The sequence below is a fragment of the Flavobacterium gelidicaeli genome (assembly GCF_013294005.1).
GTDB lineage: Bacteria > Bacteroidota > Bacteroidia > Flavobacteriales > Flavobacteriaceae > Flavobacterium.
The window spans coordinates 1-23,099 of the sequence record NZ_JABSNK010000004.1 but is presented as its reverse complement, the minus strand read 5'-3'; the positions used below and the strand labels follow the sequence as shown (position 1 = coordinate 23,099).

General features: G+C 33.6%; 25 protein-coding genes and 1 tRNA gene. 21 read left to right on the top strand and 5 right to left on the bottom strand.

What is annotated here, in order from left to right:
- Positions 1 to 5: 5 nt before the first annotated feature.
- The 7 genes from HNP99_RS06735 to HNP99_RS06705 all read left to right on the top strand — a co-directional run bounded on the left by HNP99_RS06735 (position 6) and on the right by HNP99_RS06705 (position 4,175).
- Positions 6 to 509: a GbsR/MarR family transcriptional regulator gene (locus tag HNP99_RS06735; RefSeq protein ID WP_173852596.1), complete on the top strand. Its 504-nt coding sequence runs from the start codon at positions 6 to 8 to the stop codon at positions 507 to 509.
- A gap of 61 nt (positions 510 to 570) precedes the next feature.
- The gene (locus HNP99_RS06730) at positions 571 to 885 is read left to right on the top strand and encodes a hypothetical protein (RefSeq protein ID WP_173852594.1); all 315 of its coding nucleotides are present in this window, start codon (positions 571 to 573) and stop codon (positions 883 to 885) included.
- Positions 886 to 887: 2 nt separating this feature from the next.
- Positions 888 to 1,598, top strand: a complete 711-nt coding sequence (locus HNP99_RS06725) for a YqjF family protein (RefSeq protein WP_173852592.1) — start codon at positions 888 to 890, stop codon at positions 1,596 to 1,598.
- Positions 1,595 to 2,416 carry a DCC1-like thiol-disulfide oxidoreductase family protein gene (locus HNP99_RS06720; protein ID WP_173852590.1) on the top strand — a complete coding sequence of 274 codons (822 nt, stop codon included), beginning with the start codon at positions 1,595 to 1,597 and terminating at the stop codon, positions 2,414 to 2,416. The genes HNP99_RS06725 and HNP99_RS06720 overlap by 4 nt, the downstream gene beginning before the upstream one ends.
- Before the next feature lie 4 nt (positions 2,417 to 2,420).
- Positions 2,421 to 3,326 carry a TIGR01777 family oxidoreductase gene (locus HNP99_RS06715; RefSeq protein WP_173852588.1) on the top strand — a complete coding sequence of 302 codons (906 nt, stop codon included), beginning with the start codon at positions 2,421 to 2,423 and terminating at the stop codon, positions 3,324 to 3,326.
- Position 3,327: 1 nt separating this feature from the next.
- A complete protein-coding gene (locus HNP99_RS06710) occupies positions 3,328 to 3,723 on the top strand; it encodes a hypothetical protein (RefSeq protein WP_173852586.1) in 396 nt (131 codons plus the stop codon).
- Complete coding sequence (locus tag HNP99_RS06705) at positions 3,723 to 4,175, top strand: SRPBCC family protein (protein ID WP_173852584.1); 453 nt, start codon at positions 3,723 to 3,725, stop codon at positions 4,173 to 4,175. Before HNP99_RS06710 ends, HNP99_RS06705 begins: the two co-directional genes overlap by 1 nt.
- Positions 4,176 to 4,197: 22 nt before the next feature.
- Here the strand turns inward: HNP99_RS06705 and HNP99_RS06700 are convergent, their stop codons facing one another.
- On the bottom strand, positions 4,198 to 5,010 hold the full coding sequence (locus HNP99_RS06700) for a UbiA prenyltransferase family protein (protein WP_173852582.1): 813 nt from the start codon (positions 5,008 to 5,010) through the stop codon (positions 4,198 to 4,200).
- A gap of 138 nt (positions 5,011 to 5,148) precedes the next feature.
- Between HNP99_RS06700 and gcvP the strand changes: the two genes are divergently transcribed.
- The 6 genes from gcvP to HNP99_RS06670 all read left to right on the top strand — a co-directional run bounded on the left by gcvP (position 5,149) and on the right by HNP99_RS06670 (position 12,561).
- Positions 5,149 to 7,992 (top strand): aminomethyl-transferring glycine dehydrogenase, encoded by a 2,844-nt coding sequence (gene gcvP, locus HNP99_RS06695; RefSeq protein WP_173852580.1) that lies wholly within the window; start codon positions 5,149 to 5,151, stop codon positions 7,990 to 7,992.
- Between the two features lie 286 nt (positions 7,993 to 8,278).
- Positions 8,279 to 9,340 carry a 3-oxoacyl-ACP synthase III family protein gene (locus HNP99_RS06690; RefSeq protein ID WP_173852578.1) on the top strand — a complete coding sequence of 354 codons (1,062 nt, stop codon included), beginning with the start codon at positions 8,279 to 8,281 and terminating at the stop codon, positions 9,338 to 9,340.
- Positions 9,341 to 9,542: 202 nt separating this feature from the next.
- Positions 9,543 to 10,076: a methyltransferase domain-containing protein gene (locus tag HNP99_RS06685; protein WP_173852576.1), complete on the top strand. Its 534-nt coding sequence runs from the start codon at positions 9,543 to 9,545 to the stop codon at positions 10,074 to 10,076.
- Positions 10,077 to 10,125: 49 nt separating this feature from the next.
- The gene (locus HNP99_RS06680; RefSeq protein ID WP_173852574.1) at positions 10,126 to 10,974 is read left to right on the top strand and encodes a glycosyltransferase family 2 protein; all 849 of its coding nucleotides are present in this window, start codon (positions 10,126 to 10,128) and stop codon (positions 10,972 to 10,974) included.
- 79 nt (positions 10,975 to 11,053) lie between these two features.
- Entirely contained in the window at positions 11,054 to 11,803 is a 750-nt protein-coding gene (locus HNP99_RS06675; protein WP_173852572.1) for an MlaE family ABC transporter permease, read from the top strand.
- The gene (locus HNP99_RS06670) at positions 11,800 to 12,561 is read left to right on the top strand and encodes an ABC transporter ATP-binding protein (RefSeq protein WP_173852570.1); all 762 of its coding nucleotides are present in this window, start codon (positions 11,800 to 11,802) and stop codon (positions 12,559 to 12,561) included. Before HNP99_RS06675 ends, HNP99_RS06670 begins: the two co-directional genes overlap by 4 nt.
- Before the next feature lie 66 nt (positions 12,562 to 12,627).
- On the opposite strand, the gene HNP99_RS06665 is transcribed toward HNP99_RS06670, so the two are convergent.
- From HNP99_RS06665 to HNP99_RS06655, 3 genes are all read right to left on the bottom strand, one after another.
- Positions 12,628 to 13,227 carry a SprT-like domain-containing protein gene (locus tag HNP99_RS06665; RefSeq protein WP_173852568.1) on the bottom strand — a complete coding sequence of 200 codons (600 nt, stop codon included), beginning with the start codon at positions 13,225 to 13,227 and terminating at the stop codon, positions 12,628 to 12,630.
- Positions 13,228 to 13,242: 15 nt separating this feature from the next.
- Positions 13,243 to 13,920, bottom strand: a complete 678-nt coding sequence (locus tag HNP99_RS06660; protein WP_173852566.1) for an SDR family NAD(P)-dependent oxidoreductase — start codon at positions 13,918 to 13,920, stop codon at positions 13,243 to 13,245.
- A gap of 112 nt (positions 13,921 to 14,032) precedes the next feature.
- Positions 14,033 to 15,172: an acyl-CoA dehydrogenase family protein gene (locus tag HNP99_RS06655; RefSeq protein ID WP_173852564.1), complete on the bottom strand. Its 1,140-nt coding sequence runs from the start codon at positions 15,170 to 15,172 to the stop codon at positions 14,033 to 14,035.
- Positions 15,173 to 15,396: 224 nt separating this feature from the next.
- Here HNP99_RS06655 and HNP99_RS06650 point away from each other — a divergent pair, with 224 nt between their 5' ends.
- The 8 genes from HNP99_RS06650 (at position 15,397) to HNP99_RS06615 (ending at position 22,131) form a co-directional block, all read left to right on the top strand.
- Complete coding sequence (locus tag HNP99_RS06650) at positions 15,397 to 16,464, top strand: anhydro-N-acetylmuramic acid kinase (protein ID WP_173852562.1); 1,068 nt, start codon at positions 15,397 to 15,399, stop codon at positions 16,462 to 16,464.
- Positions 16,465 to 16,610: 146 nt separating this feature from the next.
- Positions 16,611 to 17,195, top strand: coding sequence for a chalcone isomerase family protein (locus tag HNP99_RS06645; RefSeq protein WP_173852560.1), 585 nt, complete (start codon positions 16,611 to 16,613; stop codon positions 17,193 to 17,195).
- A 90-nt stretch (positions 17,196 to 17,285) separates the two neighbouring features.
- Entirely contained in the window at positions 17,286 to 18,512 is a 1,227-nt protein-coding gene (locus tag HNP99_RS06640; RefSeq protein ID WP_173852558.1) for a Glu/Leu/Phe/Val dehydrogenase dimerization domain-containing protein, read from the top strand.
- 218 nt (positions 18,513 to 18,730) lie between these two features.
- Complete coding sequence (locus HNP99_RS06635) at positions 18,731 to 19,435, top strand: MotA/TolQ/ExbB proton channel family protein (protein ID WP_173852557.1); 705 nt, start codon at positions 18,731 to 18,733, stop codon at positions 19,433 to 19,435.
- Positions 19,436 to 19,481: 46 nt separating this feature from the next.
- Positions 19,482 to 19,874, top strand: coding sequence for an ExbD/TolR family protein (locus tag HNP99_RS06630; RefSeq protein ID WP_173852555.1), 393 nt, complete (start codon positions 19,482 to 19,484; stop codon positions 19,872 to 19,874).
- Between the two features lie 33 nt (positions 19,875 to 19,907).
- Positions 19,908 to 20,702, top strand: coding sequence for an energy transducer TonB (locus HNP99_RS06625; RefSeq protein ID WP_173852553.1), 795 nt, complete (start codon positions 19,908 to 19,910; stop codon positions 20,700 to 20,702).
- Positions 20,703 to 20,748: 46 nt separating this feature from the next.
- Positions 20,749 to 21,969: a bifunctional folylpolyglutamate synthase/dihydrofolate synthase gene (locus HNP99_RS06620; RefSeq protein ID WP_173852551.1), complete on the top strand. Its 1,221-nt coding sequence runs from the start codon at positions 20,749 to 20,751 to the stop codon at positions 21,967 to 21,969.
- A gap of 87 nt (positions 21,970 to 22,056) precedes the next feature.
- Positions 22,057 to 22,131 (top strand) — tRNA-Val (locus tag HNP99_RS06615).
- 103 nt (positions 22,132 to 22,234) lie between these two features.
- Here the strand turns inward: HNP99_RS06615 and HNP99_RS06610 are convergent.
- Positions 22,235 to 22,816 (bottom strand): MiaE family protein, encoded by a 582-nt coding sequence (locus tag HNP99_RS06610; RefSeq protein ID WP_173852549.1) that lies wholly within the window; start codon positions 22,814 to 22,816, stop codon positions 22,235 to 22,237.
- Positions 22,817 to 23,099 lie beyond the last annotated feature (283 nt).

Genomic DNA, 23,099 nt, shown 5'->3' with positions numbered 1-23,099 from the left:
GTACTATGGAATTCAGTGAAGCAAAAAATAAGTTTGTACAAACCTGGGGAGCACTTGGGTCGCAATGGGGAATTAATAAAACCATGGCGCAAATTCACGCTCTTTTAATGGTTTCAGCAGAACCAGTTTCTATGGAAGATGTGATGGAAGAATTGCAAATTTCCCGCGGTAACGCCAGCATGAACTTACGCGCTTTGATGGATTGGGGCATCGTTTACAAAGAATACAAAGCGGGAGAACGCAGAGAGTTTTTCACAGCTGAAAAAGACTTAGACGAATTAGCCGTTAAAATAGCAAGAGAAAGAAGCAAAAGAGAAATCAAACCTGCTTTGAAAGTTTTAAAAGAAGTATCGTCGATCACTGCGAATCAAACAGCAGAAGAAAAACACTTTGTAGATCAAACGACTAAATTATATGATTTCGTTTTAAAAGCCGATAATGTATTGGATAAAATCACAGAATACAAAGACAATTGGTTGACAAAGCTAGTTGTGAAGTTTATGAAATAAGAACAAAAAAATTTAACTAAAACTTTCATTTTTTTCTGAAAGTTTAAAAATATTTAAAGTTATGAATTTTCTAAAAGTATTAAATACAGTTGCAATTATGATTCCGTTACTCTTTGTTATTGTTGGTTTATTTATTACCGACTTACTCGGGTTGGCAATGATTTCAACGATATTAACAGGTATCATTCAATTAATTATAGGAGTTTCTTATTTCATGAAATTCCCGAAAAACAATGATATTAAAATCTATTTCGTTTTTGTTGTCTTATTTTTCATTTGCATAAGTTTCAATCTAACTTCAGGTTGGATTTGGATCTTACCCCCCGCACTTTGTGCTTACTTATCGATATTAATTTATTTACCTAAAGAATCCTAACTATGAGTTTCTTAAAAGCAAATTGGACCAATCTAGCCTTAATCAACTATGAAGTTAACGCTAGTCTATTAGAAAAATATATCCCAAAAGGAACTGAAATCGAACTATATAATGGCAAATGCTATGTGAGCTTAGTCGGATTTATGTTTGAAAATGTCAAAATATTAGGATTCAAAATTCCGTTTCATGTGAATTTTGAAGAAGTAAATTTACGATTCTATGTAAAGAGATTTGAAGATGGAAAATGGAAACGCGGTGTTGTTTTTATAAAAGAAATTGTTCCCAAACCTGCCTTAACTTTTGTTGCAAACACAGTTTACAAAGAGCATTACCAAACGCTACCGATGAAACATTCCGTACTTCAAAATGCAGATTCAAATAATTATGAGTACCAATGGAAAACAAACGAAAAATGGAATTCTATTCTAATCGAAACAGAAAAAACAGCATTGGATATTGCAATTGATTCAGAAGCGGAGTTCATCACAGAACATTACTTTGGATACACCAAAATAACCGAAACTAAAACTTTTGAGTACGAAGTAAAACACCCACGATGGCAACAACTAAAAGTTATAAATCATAAAATTGACGTTGACTTTAATACGACTTATGGCAATGAATTTGACTTTTTGAAAAATAGTATCCCAACATCGGTCATTTTCGCAAAAGGTTCTGAGATTAGTGTTGAAAATAAAAGAGAAATAAAATGAAAACTTTAGACAACCACACCCTTCTTTACGATGAAGAATGCCCAATGTGCAACATGTACACCTCAACATTCATCAAAGCAAATATGTTAGATAATCAAGGTAGAAAACCATTTGTAAATATAACAACCGAAGAAGAAAACTACATTGATTTAGAAAGAGCCAAAAACGAAATCGCTTTAGTCGATAAAGTAAACCAAAAAGTATATTACGGAATTGACAGTTTACTCAAAGTAATTGGGAATTCTTTTCCTTGGATGGAGAAAATAGGTAATTGGAAACCCATAAATTACTTTTTGAAAAAGTTATACAAATTCATCTCTTACAACCGAAAAGTAATTGTTCCTAGCAAAACGAAGGCCGAACACAAGATAAATTGCATTCCAGATTTCAATACAAAATACCGTTTATTCTATATTGCATTTGCTACTTTATTTACAGCATTAGTTTTATTTCAATATGCAGAATTGATTGTATTTTTACCAAAAGGGACTTTCGTAAGAGAACTACTTTTAGCAGTGGGACAAATAGGTTTTCAAGCGATTTTTACACAAAAATTAGACAAACAGAAACAACTTAACTACATAGGCAATTTAGTCACTGTTTCCATAATAGGAAGTTTGCTTTTGTTACCGATATTAATCTTAAACAGTTATTTTGATCTAAATGATTATTTTATTTTAGGTTGGTTTGGATTAACCGTGAATTTTATGATTTACGAACATTATAGAAGAATTAGCCTATTAGAACTACCCAAATATTTAACCCTAACATGGATTTTGTATCGAATAATCGCATTGGTCATCATCATAAATTTATAACATCATGAAAAAACTTATTATAGCAGCAGGAACAGGATTTTTAGGTCAAGTTCTAGTGAATCATTTCGAAAATAAATTTGACGAAATCGTCATTCTTACACGCGGACAAAGCAGTGTAAACGGCAAAATTAAATTGGTCAATTGGGATGCCAAAACATTGACAGGTTGGGAAACAGAATTAGAAAACGCCACTGTTTTAATTAATCTCGCAGGAAAATCTGTGGATTGTCGCTACACCGAAAAGAACAAAAAAGAAATATTGCTTTCACGCATTCAAAGTACCAAAGTACTTAACCAAGCCGTACTCGCATGCACTAACCCACCAAAACACTGGCTAAACTCATCAATATCAACCATTTATCGTTTTTCATTAGACAAACAAATGAGCGAGGAAAATGGAGAAATTGGCAATGATTTTTCGATGAATGTAGCGCAATCTTGGGAGAAAGCTTTTTTTAAAACTGCAACGCCAAATACCTTAAAAACCGCTTTGCGCACCTCTATCGTTTTGGGTAAAAATGGCGGTGCTTTTATCCCTTTAAAACGATTAACCCAATTTGGATTGGGAGGAAAACAGGGAAAAGGAAACCAATTCATCAGTTGGATTCATGCCGAAGATTTTGCTAGAGCCATTGATTTTATTATCGAAAAACAAATGACAGGCGTTATCAACATTGTTTCACCTCAATCTATTTCTAATACAAATTTCATGGCGCAATTACGAAAACAATTGAACGTTTTCATCGGATTACCAACACCTGAGTTCCTGTTAAAAATTGGAGCAAAAATCATCGGAACAGAAACTGAATTGGTTTTAAAAAGCAGAAATGTGATTCCGAAACGATTGCAAGAAAACGGATTTGAATTTGAATTTAATACGCTAGAAAAAGCCTTGAAAAATCTATTATAAAATGGCACCAAAAAACATAAAGTGGAATTATTTATTTAAACATTGGTTCAGTACATTATTAATAGCTCCATTTATTTCACAGATAATAATGTATATTACAATTTTGAATTCAAATAAAATTGTTGGTTTATTAGAAGTATATCCAATAGCGCTAATTTTTAGTTTAGCTTTTTCAATACCAACATATATTCTTTATAGTTTTTTATATCGTTTTTTAGGACAGATAAATACTAAAGAAAAATATGCGAAAATAATTTTAGTTGCATTTGCAGTTTGTGGTATTTTAATAACTGCAATGATAATAAAAGGAAGTATGATGAAAGATGTTATATGGTCTTATTCGATTTCATCAATAATTTCAGGGTTTATTTTTAAACTAAATTTTAAAGAACAATAATGTCAATCATAAACATAACCACGAAAATAAAAGCCCCTATTCAAATCGTTTTTGATCATGCTCGAAATATTGATACACACCAAAAATCTGCAAGTAAAACTAGTGAGGTTGCCATAGCAGGAACAACACACGGATTGATCAATAAAGGAGAAACCGTAACTTGGAGAGGTAAGCATTTTGGCTTCTTTCTACAACATCAAAGCATTATATCTCAAATGGAGTTGTACTCTTATTTTGTAGACGAACAATTAAAAGGTCATTTCAAATCCTTCAAGCACCAACATTTCTTTGAAGAAATTGATGGACAAACGATTATGAAAGATGTGATGGAATACGAAACTCCGTTTGGAATTTTCGGAAAATTGTTTGATTTACTATTTCTAAAGAGACATCTTACGAACTTCTTGATCGAAAGAAATGCCTGTTTAAAATTGGTTTCTGAAACCAAGTAATTACTGTTTTCGATAAATAATCTTAAAAGAAAACCACCATCAGCCACCAGAAAATAGGAATACTTTCGACCCAAAAAGAAGTGTAATATTTAGAACGTTTTTCATTGGCGAAAGCCAAAAATAAAGCAAGTATTAGTACTAGAATTCCGTTGACAATTAATTGTTCTTCAATAAAATTATTTTTCAAAAATTCTAAAAAATAAAACGGAATTAAAAGCAACAAACCAGTGATTTTAGTTCGTTTCACCCCTATTTGCTGTGGGACCGTTTGCAAATGTGGGTCATCATTGGCTAAATCTAATATTTCGAAAACTAAGATCAAATCAAAAACAAGAATAAAGCGTTGGATGCATTTTAGAAAAAAATCATTTCCTAGAGAAACATGTGCATTCAACAATGGCAGTACTAAAGTCACTCCTACCCAACACAAAGCCACAATATAAATTTTGATTCCAGCCCAGTTTCTAGCATTTTTTCTATTTGGAAAAAATGGAAGGGTATATAACAATGTCAAACCCAAAACTCCAACAGAAACGATTTGCGTAATCAATTCAAGTTGAAAAAAGTAATAGGCTACACCAAGTAACGACACAAAACTCAATGTTGCAATTAGTTTCAGCTCGTTGCGCATTACTCTTTTTTTGGCTCTAGCCAAAGCATCATACTTCACAAAATTATACCCAACAATTGTACCCAAAAAAGCAAAATTTGCCATAGGTACATCTTCCTTTATGTTGAACATAAAATGGGTCATTCGCACTAATGCATATACTGATAAAGCCACATGAATACTGCTGCGAATGTAAAAATCAAAAACTCTTTTAAAACTAATCATTAAACAAATCTAATCAATTGTGAACAAATACCACATTTAGTTGAAAAATTGATAAAAAATCAATCCAAAAACACGAATTAGATTGTTTATAATACTTATTTTTGCAACACTAAAAAAACACAACATTACCATACTTACATGAAAACAGACTCATTTGCATTAAGACACTTAGGCCCAAGGGAAAACGACTTACCAAAAATGTTAGAAACCATAGGTGTTGAAACTTTAGATCAGTTAATATACGAAACTATTCCTACTGATATTCGTTTAAAAAAACCTTTAGAATTGGAGCACATTATGACCGAATACGAATATGCAAATCACATTCGTTTATTAGGGCGTACCAATAAAGTCTACAAATCATACATTGGTTTAGGATACCACCCTACAATTGTTCCTCCGGCAATTCAAAGAAATATTTTTGAAAACCCAGGATGGTACACGGCATACACGCCTTATCAGGCTGAAATTGCACAAGGTCGTCTAGAAGCGATTTTGAATTTCCAAACTATGGTGATTGAATTGACTGGAATGGAAATTGCAAATGCTTCGTTACTTGACGAAAGTACCGCTGCCGCAGAAGCAATGGCTTTGTTGTATGATGTACGTTCAAGAGATCAAAAAAAGAATAACGTTTGTAAATTTTTCGTTTCAGAAGAAATTTTACCACAAACATTATCTGTTTTACAAACACGTTCAGCACCTATTGGTGTAGAATTAGTTGTTGGTAACCACCAAGAGTTTGATTTCTCAAAAGAATTCTTTGGAGCAATCCTACAATATCCAGGAAAGTACGGTCAAGTATACGACTATGCTGATTTTATCAAAAAAGCGAATGAAAACGAAATAAAAGTAGCTGTCGCTGCTGATATTCTATCCTTAGTAAAACTAACTCCTCCAGGAGAAATGGGAGCTGATGTAGTAGTAGGAACAACACAACGTTTTGGAATCCCGATGGGTTATGGTGGGCCACATGCTGCTTACTTTGCTACTAAGGATGAATACAAACGTTCTATGCCGGGTAGAATCATCGGTGTGTCGCAAGATGCAGATGGTAACCGTGCGTTACGTATGGCATTACAAACAAGAGAACAACATATTAAACGTGAAAAAGCAACTTCAAATATTTGTACTGCTCAGGTTTTATTATCTGTAATGGCTGGAATGTTTGCCGTGTATCACGGCCCAAGAGGTTTGCGTTATATCGCTAATAAAGTCCACTCGATGGCAGTTACGCTAGCCGATGCTTTGAATAAATTAGGCGTTTACCAAACTAACTCTTCTTTCTTTGATACTATTGTTATAAAAGCAGATGCTAAAAAAGTAAGAGCGATTGCAGAAAGAAACGAAATCAACTTCTTCTATATTGATGATGAAACGATTTCTATCTCGATAAACGAAACAATTTTGTTTAAAGATGTGAATGAAGTAATTGCTGTTTTTGCAGAAGCATTAGGAAAAGATGCTTTTGAAGTAAGCGAATACACTTTGGAAAACAACTACCCAACAACTTTAAACAGAACAACAGAATTTTTAACGCACGAAGTATTCAACAAATACCACTCCGAAACGAGTTTAATGCGTTATATCAAAAAACTAGAACGTAAAGATTTATCATTGAACCACTCGATGATCGCTTTAGGTTCTTGTACAATGAAATTGAATGCAGCAGCAGAAATGTTGCCATTGAGTATGCCTTATTGGAATACCATTCACCCATTTGCACCATTGGATCAAGTAGAAGGGTATACAAAAATGCTTAAAAAACTAGAGCATCAATTGAATGTTATTACCGGTTTTGCTGGTACTACCTTACAACCTAACTCTGGTGCTCAAGGAGAATATGCTGGATTAATGACTATTCGTGCGTACCACCATTCAAGAGGAGACGATAAAAGAACAATCTGTTTGATTCCGGCATCGGCTCACGGTACAAACCCGGCATCGGCAGCGATGGCTGGAATGAAAATTATCGTAACTAAAACTACAGAAAACGGTAATATTGACATCGAAGACGTTAGAGAAAAAGCATTACAGTATAAAGATGAATTATCTTGTTTAATGGTTACTTACCCATCTACACATGGTGTTTTTGAAAGTGCTATTAAAGAAATTACTCAAATCATTCACGACAATGGCGGTTTAGTATATATGGATGGCGCTAATATGAACGCACAAGTAGGATTAACAAACCCTGCAACAATTGGCGCTGATGTTTGTCACTTAAACTTGCACAAAACTTTCGCCATTCCTCACGGAGGTGGTGGACCAGGTGTAGGGCCAATTTGTGTCAACGAAAAATTAGTTCCATTTTTACCAAGTAATCCATTAGTACACGTAGGTGGAGACAAAGCAATCACTGCTATATCTGGAGCACCTTATGGATCAGCTTTAGTTTGTTTGATATCTTACGGATACATTTGCATGTTAGGATCGGAAGGAATTACCAATGCCACTAAATACGCAATTTTGAATGCGAATTATATGAAAGCGCGTTTAGAAGAACACTACCCAATATTATATTCTGGTGAAAAAGGAAGAGCGGCACACGAAATGATCTTGGATTGTAGAGGTTTTAAAACCAAAGGAATTGAAGTTTCGGACATTGCCAAACGTTTAATGGATTATGGTTACCATGCACCAACGGTTTCTTTCCCTGTGGCTGGAACATTAATGATTGAACCAACTGAATCAGAAGATTTAGGAGAACTAGATCGTTTTTGTGATGCAATGATTGCTATTCGTCAAGAAATTGATGCTTCATCAGCAGACGAGCCTAATAATGTATTGAAAAATGCACCACATACTTTAAATATGTTAACGGCTGATACTTGGGTTTTACCTTATACAAGAGAGAAAGCAGCGTATCCATTAGAGTATATCGCTGAAAATAAATTCTGGCCAAGTGTTCGTCGCGTTGATGAAACTTATGGTGACAGAAACTTAGTTTGTAGCTGTGCGCCAATTGAAGCGTACATGTAATAAATTATGGATTTATATTCTAAAAATGCCTCGATTGTTTCGAGGCATTTTTTTTGTTTACAACCAATACAACTTTCAATAATTTAAAGATACTTTAAAAACTGTAGTATTTAGACTATAATAAATAGCAATGAAAAAACAGTAGCTTTTTTGCACATATATTAAAAAATCATCAGTAAATTAGCTAAAAAGCTATTATTCTATAATTATATGCACGCATAGTAAATATCATGGCTATATTTATTTTTTTATCTTTAAATTAGCCTCAAATTTGGAAAACAATTCGATGAAAATAAAAATAACTGGGATAGGAAGTTATATTCCTGAGAAAAAAGTAAGCAATTCCGACTTTGGAGATCATGTTTTTTTGAATGAAGACGGAACCCTGTTTGGACGTCCAAACAATATTATAATAGATAAGTTTAAAGGAATAACAGGAATCGAGCACAGGCGTTACGCTGAGGAAAATCAAAACTCGTCTGACTTAGCCTTCTTAGCTTCGCAAAAAGCAATCGATAATGCAGGAATTGATCCTGAAACTATCGATTATATCATTTTTGCACATAATTTTGGTGAGGTGAAATTTGGTACAACACAAGCAGATACAGTACCTAGTTTAGCTACTAGAGTAAAGCACAAACTACAAATAAAAAACCCTAAATGCGTTGCCTACGATATCCTTTTTGGATGTCCTGGTTGGATTGAAGGCGTGCTTCAAGCAAACGCTTATATCAAATCTGGAATGGCAAAACGCTGTTTAGTAATTGGATCTGAAACTTTATCGAGAGTCGTTGATGACCACGATAGAGATTCCATGATCTATTCTGATGGTGCTGGTGCTTCTATAATTGAAGCTTCTGATGATGATGAAACAGGACTACTTTCCTATGAAAGTGGTACCTATGCCATGGATGAAGCTAACTACTTGTTTTTTGGACAATCTTACAACAAAGACCTAGAAGAAGATACGCGTTACATTAAAATGCATGGTCGCAAGATTTACGAATTTGCATTAACAACTGTCCCTGCTGCTATGAAAAGCTGTTTGGACAAGAGCGGAATCGCAATTGATGATGTAGCAAAAATATTGATTCATCAAGCAAATGAAAAAATGGACGAAGCCATCATACAACGTTTTTACAAACTGTATGACAGACCCGTTCCTCAAGACATTATGCCCATGAGTATTCATGAATTAGGAAACAGCAGCGTAGCTACCGTACCTACTTTATTTGATTTATTGATTAGAGGCGAAATAAAAGACCAACAAATAAATAAAGGAGACATCCTTCTTTTTGCTTCGGTAGGAGCTGGAATGAATGTAAATGCTTTTATATATAGGTATTAATTTTAAAGAATTTGTTTAAATACAAGTCCGCTATTATTGCAATAGCGGACTTGTTCTTTTTATAGAAATACTAAATAGCAATAAATTATATCTAATTAATGTAAACTGCAATAAAATACTGTTCATAAAGAAGGATATCTTTGTAACTTTGCAACTTTATAAACCATAACGAACGAGGAGCAACTTCGTTCCCGCAACGACTATGTACGAAAAAACGTTTCCTAATAAAAGATTCAAGCATACTTTAGAATTTTTAAATAAACATATTTCCACTTCAGAGAGCATTTTGGATTTAGGTGTCGAAAATCCTTTTTCAAAAATAATGAAAGAAGATGGATACACTGTTAAAAACACTTCTGGCGAAGATTTAGATCTAGACCAATCAGTATTTTCAAAAGAAAAGCAAGATGTAGTAACCGCTTTTGAAATTTTTGAGCATTTGCTAAACCCATATACTATTTTAAGTGAGATAAAATCAGATAAACTTTTTATTTCCATCCCAATGCGTTTGTGGTTTTCGCCAGCATATAGAAGTAAAACAGACATGTGGGACAGACATTACCATGAATTTGAAGACTGGCAACTGGACTGGTTATTAGAAAAAACAGGATGGAAAATTATTGATAGACAAAAATGGACCAATCCAGTGAAAAAATTTGGTATACGCCCATTATTGCGTTATTTCACAAACAGGTATTACATAGTTTATGCTGAAAAAATAAAAAAACAAGTATAAATTATCCTTTTGTATTTTACAACTCAAGATTTTAATTCCCTTTAACCTAATGAATTACTACATAGTTATTCCTGCACACAACGAAGAAGCTTTGATTGGTCTAACATTAGAGTCATTAATTTCACAGACATTATTACCAAAAAAAATAGTGATTGTGAATGATAACTCTACAGATGAAACTGCCAGTGTCGTTTTGGCTTTCGCCAAAGAGCATCCATACATAACATTAGTAGAAAAAAAATCTAGTGCAATTCATTTACCAGGAAGTAAAGTAATACAAGCATTCAATACCGGCTTAGAAACTCTTGATCAGGACTATGACATCATCATGAAAGCTGATGCTGATTTAATATTTCCAGCTAATTATTTAGAAACGCTAACAAAACATTTTCACTCAGATCCTACTATAGGTATGGTAGGCGGTTTTTGTTATATCGAAAAAAACGGCGATTGGATATTAGAAAATCTAACCGATAAAGATCATATACGAGGTGCCTTAAAAGCCTATCGTAAAGAAACTTTTAAACAAATAGGTGGATTAAAAGCCCAAATGGGTTGGGATACAGTAGATGAATTACTTTGTAAATTCTATTATTGGAAAGTAGTTACAGACAACTCTTTAAAAGTAAAACACTTGAAACCAACAGGAGCTAATTACAATAAAACAGCTCGTTTCAAACAAGGAGAAGCATTTTACACCTTAGGTTACGGATTTTTAATTACAGCAATAGCTTCGGCAAAATTATCTTTTATGAAGAAAAAACCTTTGCTGTTTTTTGATTACATCCAAGGATTCTGGAAGGCTAAATCATCTAAAAAACCACTAATGGTAACCGAAGAACAAGCACTCTTTATTAGAAATTACCGCTTGAAAAAAATGAAAGAAAAAATTTTATAAGCCCAGCTATTACTTTACTATTTATAAAATACTAAATACTATTCACTAAATTTGTAATTTAGCCCATATTCGCAAAACTATGATGCTCATTCGATATTTATCACAAGTAGGTCGCTACTTTTTAATGCTACGAGAAATTTTCATTAAGCAAACCAAATGGTCTGTAATGAAAAAATTAATCTTTAAAGAAATAGACGATTTAATCATCGACTCATTAGGAATCGTTGCTTTTATCTCTTTCTTCGTAGGAGGAGTTGTTGCCATACAAACAGCACTCAACCTTACGAACCCATTGATTCCCAAATACCTTATTGGGTTTGCAACTAGACAGTCAGTAATTCTAGAGTTTGCCCCCACTTTTATCTCCGTTATTATGGCGGGTAAAATGGGATCATTCATCACCTCTAGTATTGGAACCATGCGTGTTACCGAACAAATTGATGCGCTTGAAGTAATGGGTGTTAATTCATTAAATTACTTGGTTTTCCCTAAAATTATTGCTTTACTAATGTATCCTTTTGTAATAGGTATCAGTATGTTTTTAGGAATCCTAGGAGGATGGGTAGCTGGTGTTTACGGTGGTTTCACTTCAAGTGATCAGTTTATTTTAGGAGCACAAATGGAATTTATTCCGTTTCACATTGCATACGCATTTATAAAAACATTGATTTTCGCAATGTTATTAGCAACAATACCTTCATTTCATGGATATTATATGAAAGGTGGCGCACTTGAAGTAGGAAAAGCAAGTACAGTAGCCTTTGTTTGGACAGCTGTATGTATCATACTTTTCAACTATATTTTAACCCAATTGTTACTAGGAGCATGATAGAAATAAAAAATATAGAGAAATCATTTGGTGGAACCAAAATTCTCAAAGGTATTTCGACTGTTTTCGAAACTGGAAAAACAAATTTAATCATCGGACAAAGTGGATCAGGTAAAACTGTTTTACTAAAAAGTCTTCTCGGAATACACACACCAGAATCAGGGCAAATTTGTTTTGACGGAAGGGTATATTCAGAATTAGAAGATGACGAAAAAAGAGAATTACGTACAGAAATAGGAATGGTTTTTCAAGGAAGTGCCTTATTTGACTCCATGACTGTTGCCGAAAATGTAGCTTTTCCATTAAAAATGTTCACCAAAGACAATAGAGCGGCAATAAAAGAACGTGTTGATTTTGTACTTGAAAGAGTTGCTTTAAAAGATGCTCACAACAAATTACCTTCGGAGATTTCAGGAGGAATGCAAAAACGTGTTGCAATTGCAAGAGCCATCGTTAACAAGCCTAAATACCTTTTTTGTGACGAACCTAACTCAGGCTTAGATCCAAATACGGCAACGTTAATTGACAATTTAATCAAGGAAATTACTGAAGAATATGACATCACAACCGTTATCAATACACATGATATGAATTCGGTTATGGAGATTGGAGATAACATTTTATTCCTAAAAAACGGTATCAAAGCATGGCAAGGAAACAAAGACGAAATTTTTAGAACAGATAATGAAGATGTTGTTGACTTTGTTTACTCCTCTAACCTTTTCAGAAAAGTAAGAGAAGCGTATTTAAGGGTGTAATAGTAATTTCAAAAATAATACTATATAAAAACGGAGATAGATATAAAATCAGTCTCCGTTTTTTTTTTAATTTGGTAGTAATTCAACTTCTGCATTTGGATTGAACAAATACAATTTTCCTGAACTTATTTCTAGACACTCGAAACGCTTTGTTCGCACCGCCATTTTCTTAAATATCTTACCGTTTTTGATTCTAAAAACGCTACCAAACGGAATTTCAAAAACGTAGTTGTTATCATTTTTCTTGTCAAATTGCTTTAGAGCGAGCGCTAAAGTCGCATCAGTATCACTACTTGCACTAGGATTTCTAAAGTGCTTCGCTAGTAATGGTAAAAGATGATTTGGAAAAATCTCTGGTCTAATATAAGGCACCATTAATTGTTGAAATGTGTATTTCCACTCTTGGCCATGCGGCTTGATTTTTCTACCAAACTTTTCAAAAGCAACTAAGTGACCAATTTCGTGAATAAGCGTTATTAAAAATTTGTATTTATTCAAACTTGAATTAACCGTTATTTCATGTTTGCCGCTAGGACCTTTTCTATAATCACCATGGCGTGTAGCACGTTCATTTACAATTTTTAAATGCACTTGATTGCCAACTATTAAATCAAATACAGGTTTAACAGCATGTTCCGGAATATATTTAGCAAGTGTTTCAATCAAAACTTATAGTAACTTTTATGGATTAGTAGAAGAAACCTGCAACACTTTTCCGTTAAAATATTTATTTCCTGTTAGGGTAAAATTATAAATATAGTCCGCTATTTCGTTAGCTTGAATTGGCGCTTGGTAACCTGGAAAAGCTTCTTGTAACATTTCTGTTTGTACTGATCCTAATGCCAAAACATTAAATGAGATTCCTTTTTCTTTGTATTCTTCTGCTAATAATTCTGATAACGTAATCACTGCTCCTTTACTCGAGCTATATGCTGCTAGCCCAGGGAACTTAAGACTTCCTTGGATGCCACCCATCGAACTTATCGTTACTACGTGACTTCCTTTTTGAAGGTATGGAATACAAACGCGTGTTAAATTTGCTACAGCAAAAACATTTACTTTATATACGTTTTCAAAGTCAGCTTGTGTTAATTGTTCAAAAGGCTTATTAATTAGACTTCCTGCATTGTGAATAACCGCATCAACGTTTTTCCATATTGCCGAAAGGAAATTTACTACTTTATCTAATTGTGACTCATCTGACAAATCAACTGACAAACAATTTATATTTTTATGTGATAGCAATGCCTCTGGTGTTTTTCTAGAAATAGCTAAAACCTGATGTCCTGCATTTGCAAATTGCAACGCTAGCTCATACCCTATTCCTCTGCTTGTTCCTGTAATTATAATATTTTTCATGATACAAAAATAAACAAAACAAATAAAATATTCTACAACAGTAGTAGCAAAAAAAAATCCATTTCCCTAGTTAAGGAAAATGGATTTTAAAATATTTTATGTAAATCTTATGTTATGAAGTTAATCCTCTTGAAATTACAATTCTTTGAATTTCTGAAGTTCCTTCATAAATTTGAGTAATCTTGGAGTCACGCATCATACGTTCTACATGGTATTCAGCAACGTATCCGTTACCTCCATGAATTTGTACCGCTTCGTTTGCTACTTCTAAAGCAATTTCAGAAGCATATAATTTTGCCATTGCTCCAGAGTGTGCAATATCCATACCTGCATCTTTCTCACAAGCTGCTTTCATTACTAACAATCTAGCTGCAGTAACTTTTACATACATATCAGCTAATTTAAAAGCAATAGCTTGGTGATTGAAAATCTCTTTACCAAATGCTTTTCTTTCATGAGAATACTTCAATGCAATCTCGTAAGCTCCGGTTGCTATTCCTAATGCTTGAGAAGCAATACCAATTCTTCCTCCATTCAAGACGTTCATTGCAAACGCAAATCCAAATCCATCAGCACCAATTCTATTTTCTTTAGGAACTTTTACATCATTAAACATTAATGAATGTGTATCTGATCCACGAATACCCATTTTCTTTTCTTTAGGACCAACATCAAACCCTGCCCATCCTTTTTCAACGATAAAAGCATTGATTCCTTTGTGTCCTTTTTCGATATCTGTTTGTGCAATGACAATATAGGTAGATGCCGAAGACCCGTTAGTGATCCAGTTCTTAGTTCCGTTTAATAAATAGTGATCCCCTTTGTCAATTGCAGTTGTTTTTTGAGAAGTTGCATCAGAACCAGCTTCTGGCTCAGATAAACAAAAAGCACCAATTATATCTCCTTTTGCTAAAGGAACTAAATATTTCATTTTTTGCTCTTCACTACAATATTTCTCTAGACCTGCACATACTAATGAGTTGTTAACTGACATAATCACCGCTGCAGAAGCATCTATTTTAGCGATTTCAGTCATTGCAAGAACATAGGAAATACTATCTAATCCTGATCCACCATATTTAGGATCTACCATCATTCCCATGAAGCCTAAATTGGCCATCATTTTAACTTGTTCAGTTGGAAATTTTGAATGTTCGTCACGTTCAATAACTCCTGGCAACAATTCTGCTACAGCAAAATCTTTAGCTGCTTGTTGAATCATTAATTGTTCTTCGGTTAGATTAAAATCCATAATTCTATTTCTTTTTTATTATTTTTTTTTTAATTCTTATTATTACAAAATAGTGTTTTTTAATGTAATTTTACGCGTTACATTTAGATAAAAACATTTATTTCACAGTTTAGAATTGATGACTATTATATGTTGTTTAAAATTCCTTTCTTTATCTATAAAAAAAGTAGTCAAAGATACTTTTTTATTGTGAAATTTTCAATAGCGATTAACAATTTTGACCAATGAAAGAAGAATACTATAACGTTATCGGAGTAATGTCAGGAACTTCTCTCGATGGAGTCGATTTAGCCCACATTGAATTTTCGGTAATAAACACTATTTGGAAGTTTAAAATTAAAGAAATAGCAACTATACCTTATAATAAGCTATGGCTTGAAAGACTAAAAATAGCTGTAAATTTCTCTACAAAGGCTTTAGAGGAACTAAATCAAGAGTACACAATACTTCTTGCTAATATCATAAACAACTTTATAGAAAAAAATGCTATTGTAAATCTAGATGCCGTATGCTCTCATGGACACACTATTTTGCACCAACCACACAAAGGCATCACTTTACAAATAGGAAACCTTCCTGATATTGCTTCATTAACCCGTCAAAAAGTAGTTTGTGATTTTAGGGTTAAAGATGTTCAACTTGGTGGTCAAGGTGCTCCACTAGTCCCCATAGGTGATCAACTGTTATTTTCAGAATATGATTATTGTATGAATCTTGGTGGGTTTTCTAATATTTCATTTAATAATAACGACGAACGAATTGCTTTTGACATTGCACCGGTAAATACTGTTTTGAATTTTTATGCAAATAAATTAGGATTAGATTATGATGACAAAGGGCAAATTGCAAAAGAAGGTACAATAAATCAAGAGTTACTTGCTGAATTGAATGATTTAGACTTCTATAGAAAGAGTTTTCCTAAATCATTAGGTTTTGAATTTGTAAAAGAAACAGTCCTACCTATCATTGAATCTTATAAAATCACAATAAAAGATAAACTAAATACGTTTACTGAACATATTGCACAGCAAACAGCTGCGGCACTTCCTTTAAAAAAAGGCAGTTTATTAATTACAGGTGGAGGCGCTTACAATCAATACCTTATATCTCGTATAAATAATTTATTGCCAGATTTAAAGATTATTATCCCAGCTAAAGGAATTTTAGAATTTAAAGAAGCGTTAATATTTGCACTTTTAGGTGTTTTAAGATTAAAAAACGAAATTAATATTTTAAAAAGTGTAACTGGAGCATCAAAAAATCACAGTTCAGGAACGATTTATGATTTTTAAATCCATTTTTATTTGTTTTTAAGCAAAAAACAAATAAAATCCATAATTCTACTGATTTGACATCAATTCTAAGATATTTTTATGAAATTGATTTAAAATTGTGTAGTACTTTTGCCAACGAAACCAAACAAATAAAATTTTTTAGTATGAAAAAACTATTATCATTATTCGCATTAATAATCGCAATGCAATTTAACACTGTAAATGCGCAAAAAAAATTCATCGTTAACGGTGTCGAAATTCCTAGAACATTAGAGTTTAAAGGAAAAATAATGTCTCTAAACGGAGTTGGAGAACGTTCAAAGTTCTGGACAGATCTTTATGTTCAAGCTTTATACTTAACATCTTTGTCTCAAGACCCTAAACAAATCCTTAATAGCGAAACTGAGATGGCAATATCTTTGCACATCACATCAGGACTTGTTAGCTCTAAAAAGTTATCAAAAGCTTTAGCAAAAGGTATGGAAAAATCTGTAGGAGAGCAAGGCATTAGAAAATTCGCTAAAGAACTTGAAGAGCTTGAAGCTTTATTGAGTACTGAAGACACTAAAATAGGCGATATATTTGAATTAACATTCAATCCTTTAGACGAGTCACTTTGGATAACAAAAAACAAAGAATACAAAGGAAAAATTAAAGGTCTTGAATTCAAAAAAGCATTCTTTGGTATTTGGTTGTCTGAAGACCCAGTTGACAAAGGATTGAAACAAGATTTATTAGGTATATACTAGTAAAATTATTCTTTTAAATATTATTACAATAATAAACAAATTGCATAATTCCTTTTTTTATATTTGTAAAAATAAATATATCATAATAAAATGAAAGATTTACTAAAGAAATTCGAAAATAAAGAACCTGAAATTGTTTTTAACTGGAAAGATGCCGAAACGGAAGCCGAAGGGTGGACAGTAATCAACTCGCTACGTGGTGGTGCAGCTGGTGGTGGTACTAGAATGAGAAAAGGTTTAGACATGAACGAAGTTTTGTCTTTAGCTAAAACAATGGAAGTTAAGTTTTCGGTTTCTGGACCTGCAATTGGAGGCGCTAAATCTGGAATTAATTTTGATCCTAACGACCCTAGAAAAAAAGGCGTATTACAACGCTGGTACAAAGCTGTTTCTCCGTTATTAAAAAGTTATTATGGAACAGGTGGTGATTTAAATGTTGACGAAATTCACGAGGTAATTCCCATGACGGAAGAATGTGGTGTTTGGCACCCACAGGAAGGTGTTTTTAATGGTCATTTTAAACCTACTGAAGCTGATAAAATCAACCGTATAGGTCAATTGCGTCAGGGTGTTGTTAAGGTAATCGAAAACCCAAAATTCTCACCAGATGTTGCTCGCAAATATACTATTGCTGACATGATTACTGGATACGGTGTTGCTGAAGCTGTTCGTCATTTTTACACCACTTATGGAGGAGATGTAAAAGGTAAAAAAGCAATCGTGCAAGGTTTTGGAAACGTAGGATCTGCAGCTGCTTTTTATCTTGCTGACATGGGTGCAAAAGTTGTAGGTATCATTGATAGAGATGGTGGCTTGATTAACGAAGAAGGTTTTTCTTTTGAAGAAATCAAAACCCTTTTCTTAAACAAAGACGGTAACAAATTAGTTGCAGAGAACATGATCCCTTTTGACGAAATTAATAAAAAAATATGGACTATTGGTGCTGAAGTTTTCACACCGTGTGCCGCGTCAAGATTAGTACAACAAGACCAAATTGATAGTTTGATTGCTAGCGGACTTGAAGTAATTTCTTGTGGTGCGAATGTTCCGTTTGCTGATAAAGAAATCTTTTTCGGACCAATCATGGAGGATGTAGATCACAAAGTAAGTTTGATTCCTGACTTTATTTCTAACTGTGGTATGGCGAGAGTTTTTGCTTACTTCATGGAGAAAAAAGTTCAAATGACTGATGAAGCGATCTTTCAAGATACTTCAGAAATCATTAAAAATGCAATCGTTAAAGCACATGCGTTAAACAGCAGCAAAACTAATATTAGTGCCACTGCTTTTGAAATCGCTTTAAAACAATTAGTTTAAGACAAAATACGTCAAAACCAATTTATAAATCATTAAGCCAAATCTATTTCTACGTTAGAAATAGATTTGGCTTTTTTTCATTAAATAAATAATCCATAAAATTGGTATAATTATTGCAAAACAAAAGACTATGTTAAATGTAGATTTGTTTATTTTTTTATCTAAAAAAGTAACAATTTTTATAATATATTAGCGTTTCATTACTAAAGAAAAATTGTATGAGTTTAATGTTACAAGCAGACACCTTATCTGTAGCACAAGAAAATCTAGCCGATGCGGTTCCAGTTGAAAAGACTTTATCTATTATTGAACTGCTAACTAGCGGAGGACTAGCAGGTCAAATCATTATGATTTCATTGTTCATTATGTTTTTTGCTGCTCTTTATCTTTATTTTGAACGCCTAATGGCAATCAATGCAGCCTCTAAAATTGACAGTAATTTCATGAGTCAAATTAGAGATAATATTAGAAACGGACGAATAGATAACGCAAAAATGCTTTGCGCTCACTCTAAATCTCCCGTTGCACGACTAATTGAAAAAGGGATCTCAAGAATTGGCAAGCCACTTGACGACATTAATACAGCAATCGAAAATGCTGGAAAACTCGAAATTTACAAATTAGAGAAAAACGTAAGTATGTTAGCTACAATCTCAGGAGCAGGTCCTATGACGGGCTTCTTAGGGACAGTTGTAGGAATGATTCAAGCATTTCATAAAATGGCAAGTGCTGGTGGTCAAATTGAAGTAGGCGCACTTTCTGAAGGTATTTATACTGCAATGACAACAACAGTTGTAGGTCTAGTAGTAGGAATTATTGCATATGTAGGGTACAATCACTTGGTAGTTAAGACCGATAAAATAGTGCATCAGATGGAAGCAAATGCAGTTGACTTTTTAGATTTACTAAACGATCCTGCATAAAATACAATCATTCGATTAAATTTCCGATAAATAACAAACATACAATATGAATTTAAGAGGAAGAAATAAAGTTAGTCCAGAATTCAATATGTCATCAATGACTGATATTGTTTTTCTTTTGCTAATCTTCTTTATGCTAACATCAACAATGGTAACCACTAACGCATTAGATTTAGTACTACCAAAGGCAAAAGGGAAAACAGACAGCAACAAAAACATCGCAGTAAGCATTAATAAAAAACTAGAATTCTTTATAGACAAAGAACCTGTACCTGAAGCAGAATTAGAATCTAAATTACTATCAGCACTTGGAACCGATAAAGAAAAAGCTATTATTTTAAGAGCTGAAGAAGGTGTCCCTATCGAAAAAGCGGTTAATGTTTTAGATATTGCCAACAGAAATCAAATCAAGGTTGTCTTGGCAGTTAGACCTAAATAATCCTTATTTGAAGTTAAAAAAGCACAATTCTACATGAAATACTTAGAAACAGAAGAAGAAAAAAAATCATTTACCATCACATCAGTACTTTTTGTGATCATGTTTATTTTGTTTTTTTATTTAGGATTAACCTCATTAGACCCACCTCCTGAAAACGGGATTGCGATTAATTTTGGAACTACTGAATTTGGATCTGGTGACAAGCAACCTACTGAAGCAATTCAGTCAGCTCCACAGCCCACAGCAGCACAGCAAGCAGCCTCGAGTGACGATGAAGTGCTATCGCAAGATGTTGAAGATGCTCCTATAATGAAACAAGTAAAAAAAGCCCAACCTACAAAGGCAACTGCAGAAGAACAAAAACCAAAACCTAAAGAAAGCCCAAAGCCTTCTAAAAGCACCTCCGATGCGTTATCTAGCTTAATCAACGGACCAAAATCAGATGGAAAAGCTGCTGGAGGAGAAGGAAATGACGATAAAGCTGGAGATAAAGGAAGTATTAATGGTAACCCTTACGCTAACAGCTATTACGGTTCTGGTGGTGGATCTGGAAACGGAAGCGGTTGGGGACTAAACGGACGGTCCATAAGTTCCAGAGGTAAAGAAGTTCAAAAATGCAATGAATTTGGTACCGTAGTAGTCCAAATTACTGTAAACAGAAACGGGAACGTTATTGGTGCAAAATATGCTAAGGGCACAACTAACACTAACCCTTGTTTAGTAGAACCTGCTTTAGCCACTGCCAGAAAATACAAATGGCAACCTGATGCTGATGCTCCAGAAACTCAAATAGGTTTCATAACAGTCAACTTCAAGCTAGGAGAGTAATCAACACTCCTACTCTACTCCATTCCATAATAATAAATTACGAAAAATGAATTACCAAGAAACTACAGATTGGATGTTCAACCAACTCCCTATGTACCAACTTCAGGGAGCTTCTGCTTATAAAAAAGATTTAACAAACACTCATTTACTTATAAACCATCTTAATAATCCGCATCAAAATCTAAAATTCATACATGTTGCAGGTACAAACGGAAAAGGATCCACCTCACACATGCTAGCTTCAATATTACAAGAAGCTGGCTATAAAGTAGGGCTTTACACATCGCCACATTTAAAAGATTTTAGAGAACGAATAAAAATAAATGGAAAGGATATATCAGAATCGTTTGTTTGTAGTTTTATTAATACCAACAAGACGTTTTTTGAAAGCAACGACATTAGTTTCTTTGAAATGAGTGTAGGATTAGCTTTTGATTATTTTGCTAAAGAAAAAGTCGACATTGCCATTATTGAAGTTGGAATGGGCGGTAGATTAGACGCCACAAACATCATTACACCGTTAGCATCTGTAATTACAAATATAGATCTAGATCACACCCAGTTCCTAGGAAACACTCTGACCGCAATTGCTACTGAAAAAGCAGGTATAATAAAACAAAATATACCCGTAATTATTGGCGAATATACAACAGAAACAAAAGCTGTTTTTTTGGCTGTAGCCAAAGAAAAAAATACAAACATCTATTTCGCCTCTGAATTAATCTCAGTTAACTTCCCATCTGACTTAATTGGTGATTACCAAATACACAATAAAAAAACCGTTTTACAAACTATTGAAATTCTTAATAAAGAAAAAGAATTTAGCGTTTCTGAAATTATGATAAAAAACGGATTATTAAATGTCATTAAAAACACGGGGCTGCAAGGAAGATGGCAACAACTAAAAGAAAACCCAAAAGTAATTTGCGATACGGCACACAATAAAAACGGACTAGAAATTGTATTTCAACAAATAGCTAAAGAACAATTTAAAAATTTGCATGTGATTTTTGGCGTAGTCAATGATAAAAACCTAAACTCAATACTACCTATACTTCCTACAAATGCAAAATATTATTTTGCTAAACCAAATAATCCTCGCGGATTAGACGCTGCTATTCTTGCTGAAAAAGCAACCCAACACGGATTAAACGGAGAAGTATTTAATTCAATTACAGAAGCTTACACAAAAGCACTCGAAACCGCTAGCCACAGTGACTTGATATACATTGGCGGAAGTACATTTGTAGTTGCAGAAGTTTTATAATTTTTTTTCTCAAAATGCTTGTTTATCCAAAAAACAGTCTTATATTTGCACTCGCAATAAGGAAATGAAAATTATCGAATTGCAATAGGGCGATTAGCTCAGCTGGTTCAGAGCACCTCGTTTACACCGAGGGGGTCGGGGGTTCGAACCCCTCATCGCCCACAAAACTTCTTAAGAAATTAAGAAGTTTTTTTTTGCATTAAAGTCAAATAAAAAAGCCAACTCATATCTGAATTGGCTTTTCAATTTTAATACTATTCGTTTGTTACCCATGAATTGTTTCTTGCGTACCATAATTAGTAATTATCGACGTTTCATAAGTAATCCACTCTTGCCAGCGCTTCTCAACGTCTACATTGTCTGCATATTTTCTAGCAAATCCTAAAAAAGTAGTATAATGTCCCGCTTCACTCACCATCAAATCTCTATAAAACTTAGCTAATATAGGATCTTTAATGTTTTCTGAGAGTACTTTAAACCTTTCACAACTTCTTGCCTCTATCATAGCCGAAAATAGCAAACGCTCACATAAAGCATCGTTCCTACTACCGTCTTTTTTCATGAATTTAAAAAGTTCATTAACATAGCTGTCTTTACGTTCTCGACCAAAGTTGAGTCCGCGTTCTTTTATAAGATCGTGCACCATTTTAAAATGCTCAATTTCTTCTTGAGCAATAATCATCAGCTCAGAAACTAATTCTTCCTTCTCCGAATTTTGAGTAATTAAACTTATCGCATTTGATGCTGCTTTTTGTTCGCACCAAGCGTGGTCTGTCAATATTTCTTCAATATTCGATTCTACTATATTTACCCATCTTGGGTCTGTCGCTAATTTTAATCCTAACATCTCCGTTCGTTTGTTTGTTTTTTACAAAATTAGTGTTTTCTTTCTAATTAACTTGGATCCATTGCGGAATCAAAGTTGGATTATTTAGGGTGTACCCCTCCAAAAACCCGATAGCTATCGGGGTCGGGTCGGGCTATTCGTTTCAATCTTTTATGGGGTCAAGAAGCCCCATAAAAGGATCTCCACTACTATCCCAATGTCATTAAGTTAAGGATTAGATCACTCTTTTATAGTTATTTACGGATTTATATTTTCCTGATTGTCTTATTTTCGATTTTCTACG

Excerpts from the sequence above, each read along its gene's own strand:
- HNP99_RS06735 (WP_173852596.1), top strand. The coding sequence starts at position 6 with ATGGAATTCAGTGAAGCAAAAAATAAGTTTGTACAAACCTGGGGAGCA.
- HNP99_RS06730 (WP_173852594.1), top strand. The coding sequence starts at position 571 with ATGAATTTTCTAAAAGTATTAAATACAGTTGCAATTATGATTCCGTTA.
- HNP99_RS06725 (WP_173852592.1), top strand. The coding sequence starts at position 888 with ATGAGTTTCTTAAAAGCAAATTGGACCAATCTAGCCTTAATCAACTAT.
- HNP99_RS06720 (WP_173852590.1), top strand. The coding sequence starts at position 1,595 with ATGAAAACTTTAGACAACCACACCCTTCTTTACGATGAAGAATGCCCA.
- HNP99_RS06715 (WP_173852588.1), top strand. The coding sequence starts at position 2,421 with ATGAAAAAACTTATTATAGCAGCAGGAACAGGATTTTTAGGTCAAGTT.
- HNP99_RS06710 (WP_173852586.1), top strand. The coding sequence starts at position 3,328 with ATGGCACCAAAAAACATAAAGTGGAATTATTTATTTAAACATTGGTTC.
- HNP99_RS06705 (WP_173852584.1), top strand. The coding sequence starts at position 3,723 with ATGTCAATCATAAACATAACCACGAAAATAAAAGCCCCTATTCAAATC.
- HNP99_RS06700 (WP_173852582.1), bottom strand. The coding sequence starts at position 5,010 with ATGATTAGTTTTAAAAGAGTTTTTGATTTTTACATTCGCAGCAGTATT.
- gcvP (WP_173852580.1), top strand. The coding sequence starts at position 5,149 with ATGAAAACAGACTCATTTGCATTAAGACACTTAGGCCCAAGGGAAAAC.
- HNP99_RS06690 (WP_173852578.1), top strand. The coding sequence starts at position 8,279 with ATGAAAATAAAAATAACTGGGATAGGAAGTTATATTCCTGAGAAAAAA.
- HNP99_RS06685 (WP_173852576.1), top strand. The coding sequence starts at position 9,543 with ATGTACGAAAAAACGTTTCCTAATAAAAGATTCAAGCATACTTTAGAA.
- HNP99_RS06680 (WP_173852574.1), top strand. The coding sequence starts at position 10,126 with ATGAATTACTACATAGTTATTCCTGCACACAACGAAGAAGCTTTGATT.
- HNP99_RS06675 (WP_173852572.1), top strand. The coding sequence starts at position 11,054 with ATGATGCTCATTCGATATTTATCACAAGTAGGTCGCTACTTTTTAATG.
- HNP99_RS06670 (WP_173852570.1), top strand. The coding sequence starts at position 11,800 with ATGATAGAAATAAAAAATATAGAGAAATCATTTGGTGGAACCAAAATT.
- HNP99_RS06660 (WP_173852566.1), bottom strand. The coding sequence starts at position 13,920 with ATGAAAAATATTATAATTACAGGAACAAGCAGAGGAATAGGGTATGAG.
- HNP99_RS06655 (WP_173852564.1), bottom strand. The coding sequence starts at position 15,172 with ATGGATTTTAATCTAACCGAAGAACAATTAATGATTCAACAAGCAGCT.
- HNP99_RS06650 (WP_173852562.1), top strand. The coding sequence starts at position 15,397 with ATGAAAGAAGAATACTATAACGTTATCGGAGTAATGTCAGGAACTTCT.
- HNP99_RS06645 (WP_173852560.1), top strand. The coding sequence starts at position 16,611 with ATGAAAAAACTATTATCATTATTCGCATTAATAATCGCAATGCAATTT.
- HNP99_RS06640 (WP_173852558.1), top strand. The coding sequence starts at position 17,286 with ATGAAAGATTTACTAAAGAAATTCGAAAATAAAGAACCTGAAATTGTT.
- HNP99_RS06635 (WP_173852557.1), top strand. The coding sequence starts at position 18,731 with ATGAGTTTAATGTTACAAGCAGACACCTTATCTGTAGCACAAGAAAAT.
- HNP99_RS06630 (WP_173852555.1), top strand. The coding sequence starts at position 19,482 with ATGAATTTAAGAGGAAGAAATAAAGTTAGTCCAGAATTCAATATGTCA.
- HNP99_RS06625 (WP_173852553.1), top strand. The coding sequence starts at position 19,908 with ATGAAATACTTAGAAACAGAAGAAGAAAAAAAATCATTTACCATCACA.
- HNP99_RS06620 (WP_173852551.1), top strand. The coding sequence starts at position 20,749 with ATGAATTACCAAGAAACTACAGATTGGATGTTCAACCAACTCCCTATG.
- HNP99_RS06610 (WP_173852549.1), bottom strand. The coding sequence starts at position 22,816 with ATGTTAGGATTAAAATTAGCGACAGACCCAAGATGGGTAAATATAGTA.